The sequence below is a fragment of the Vibrio sp. D401a genome (genome assembly GCF_030248515.1).
Lineage (GTDB): Bacteria > Pseudomonadota > Gammaproteobacteria > Enterobacterales > Vibrionaceae > Vibrio > Vibrio rotiferianus.
The window spans coordinates 1-2,961 of record NZ_JAHGAI010000057.1; the positions used below are offsets into that span (position 1 = coordinate 1).

Sequence of the window (2,961 nt, forward strand, 5' to 3'; positions counted from 1 at the left end):
GTAAAGGCATAACAAACTGTTTAAGAGTGATTCGCAACGCGTGGCATTTTTACTATGCGTTGGTTTTAGTGTTTAAGGTGGTATGCTGCGGCATCGGTATTGCGTTGCTCACACCTTAACAGAGCGTTATAAATATTGGAGCATCTGTGGAAATAAACATTCGATACCTAAAACAAAAGCTTAAAGAAGCTTACGATATCAATGTCGCTGATGTTACTCCGCTTCCGAGTATGCATGAGTTGTATCAACTCAAAACAGCGTGCTCTCACCAATATGTTGTTAAGCTGTATAAAACTAGTGATTGTTCCTTATCGCATTTGACTTCAATAAGTGAGTTTTATGCTAGCTTGAAAGCTGATGGGGTTTCCGTAACTTTACCTGTGATGGGAGTTGACGGTGGCTATGTTCAGCACCTTGGTGGTAAGTATGTAGTGTTGAGCCATTTTGTACATGGTGACGCAGTTTCCATAATCAACCCCTCTCAGAGTTACCTATTTGGTCGAGAATGTGCGCGGTTACATTTAACAGAAAGCACGCTAGATTTCCCGCATAAAAAAATTAAAGAGTTACTGACTTTTCCTTTGCTCAATATCAAAACTGGCTATAGCCACAAGCAAGAAGAAGTTGAGGTCATAGAAAGCTTAGCTAAACAAGCTGAGTTTAGTTTGTCCAAGTTGAACTTACCTGAGGTCTTGTGTCATGGAGACTTTCACTGGGGGAATGCAATCTTCTCATCTCAGCAAGTCACGATACTTGATTTTGACTTCTGTTGTAGGAGTTGGCGTATATATGATCCTGTAGTCTTCCTGTGGAATCTTTTATTCAGTAATTGTGGCAATATTAAGCAACAATGGTCAGCATTTCTAAGCGGTTATCAGTCAATTTCAGGGTTTTCTGATGAGGAACTTAGAGCTATTCCTTGGCTGTTGGTTGCTCATAACATTTGGCATATTGGTTTCATTGGTGAGGCAGCAATTGAAGACTGGGAGTTTGATGATTACTGGTTTGATCGAAAGTTCGAGTTGTTTGATGCAATCAGACAAATGTGCCCATAAAAATATTTATAACAAAGCATTTAAGAGTGATTCCCAACGCTTGGCATTTTTCATTCCATCGTTGGGTCTTGTGTTTACGGTGGTATGGTTGGGTTTCGTGGTAGCGTTGCTCACACCTTAATGCGGCGTTATAAGGCTTGGAGAAATATGGAGCTAAATTGTCTAATTGATTCAGAGTTACTCTCGCTTAATCAAAGTTTTGATGATACCTATATCGAAATGCTATTCCTTCTAGAGTCTGATCAGAAGGTCAAATTATTTGTCAGTAATAAGCAAGGTAAAGCGATAACTGTTCGTTTTAAGGGAATGCAGCTATCTGCTAGAAAGACGACTATAAATGACATTCCAACATTAGGTGAAGTTGAAGGAGCATCTTATTTGCAAGGCTTCCTTTCTTTAGAAGGTGACTTTGGACTAATTGAAGTTGATGGTCACGATATTGTCCTTGAGCCCGCCTTATAACAAAGCGTTTAAGACGGATTCACAACGCTCGGCATTTTCAGTTTGATTTAGCTTTAGTGTTTACGTCACAATGGTTTAGGTTTGGTGGATGGCGTTGTTCACCACTTAACGCGGCGTTAGGTTTTCGGAGGATATAATGGCATACAAAGGTAACCTATTTATCGCAGGTACAGATAGTGCAGATGGACAATATTCTTCTGGTATTGCACTTATACTCTCTGCTGCTTCACCAATTAGTTTTCTTTACAACTCACCTTGCGGTGAGTGGCAAGTTGAGTTTATTTCAGGGGTTAATGATGTTGTTGCAAGATCAACCCTAAAGTTATCGAAGGAAGATGTCTTAACTTTAGGGTTTGAACAGATTCAAAGAGCTTTAGATATCCTCTCTGTTAAAAAAATCACATCAATAATTACCGCAGATCCAACACGTAGTAACGTAGGAGTTTACTCAAGAGAAGGGAAATCGGTGTTGTTTCATTATGCTTTGCATGACTTTCCGATGGCGTTATCTCTTGAGGTCAAAATGACTGATAGTGATGGGAATAATATACCAACTCCAGAAGAACCCGAGCCGATCTGGAGCGAATCATTTAGGTATTATCGACTTTCTCAATCATCTAGTGATTTGTTTGAAGCATATCGTAATTTGTTTCTAGGCTTTGAAGCGTTATTGAATGAGATTGTTCCGAAAAAGCGAAAAGAAGGTGAAGGGGCTTGGTTTAAGCGAAGTTTGAGTGTGATTCATGACAAAATCAATTTAACTCAGCATTTAGCTGAAACTGGACAAGATCCAGTGTCTTATATAATCAAAAGTCAGTACAAAGACATTAGGTGCAGATTGCTACATGCGAAGCTTCCAGAAGCGACTTTACCACATTCGATAGTTAATCCCGTTGAAGTCAAACAAGCGTATGAACAATTGTTACGTATTTGGCGTCATATTGCGAGCTATTACTTACGTATTCCTAATGGCGGTGGAGTCATCACCTATGTTGGTTTTGAAGGCTTCATGTCAAATGCCTTTAAAGGTTATGTTGGTGCATCATATACAGAGGATATTTCACCGCCATCAAATCAAGATGATCGTATTAGTCCGACAGGTTTATCTGTGTATGACTTTTCTCAAACGGACTACTTAGGAGCTTGTAACCCCGGCGTAGTAAGAATTTTTGCACGGGAAAGAAAGCTTGATGCGATAGGTGGCAAAACAATCTATAGAGTTTGCATAAATCGAGCAGATACTTTGTTTAGTGTTGCGTACTTAAATTATGGCTTAAAAATATCAGGCGTAGACGAGTGGGAGTCAACCTCTGATTTCCGTCTAATCAACTCAACTCAGCCTAGTACAGAGTTCAAAACCTAACAAAGCATTTAAGAGTGATTCGCAACGCTTGGCATTTTCGCTTCGCTCAAGTATAGCCAAGCGTCGCTCACACCTTAATGC

3 protein-coding genes are annotated in these 2,961 nt (G+C 39.8%); all 3 read left to right on the plus strand.

Going from position 1 to position 2,961, the window contains the following annotated elements; translation table 11 throughout:
- The first annotated feature begins 146 nt into the window (after positions 1-146).
- The 3 genes from KIV41_RS22085 (at position 147) to KIV41_RS22095 (ending at position 2,880) form a co-directional block, all read left to right on the plus strand.
- Positions 147-1,055 (plus strand): phosphotransferase enzyme family protein, encoded by a 909-nt coding sequence (locus KIV41_RS22085; RefSeq protein ID WP_045388712.1) that lies wholly within the window; start codon positions 147-149, stop codon positions 1,053-1,055.
- An 84-nt stretch (positions 1,056-1,139) separates the two neighbouring features.
- On the plus strand, positions 1,140-1,517 hold the full coding sequence (locus KIV41_RS22090; protein WP_285337692.1) for a hypothetical protein: 378 nt from the start codon (positions 1,140-1,142) through the stop codon (positions 1,515-1,517).
- Positions 1,518-1,653: 136 nt separating this feature from the next.
- Positions 1,654-2,880, plus strand: a complete 1,227-nt coding sequence (locus KIV41_RS22095) for a hypothetical protein (RefSeq protein WP_285337693.1) — start codon at positions 1,654-1,656, stop codon at positions 2,878-2,880.
- Positions 2,881-2,961 lie beyond the last annotated feature (81 nt).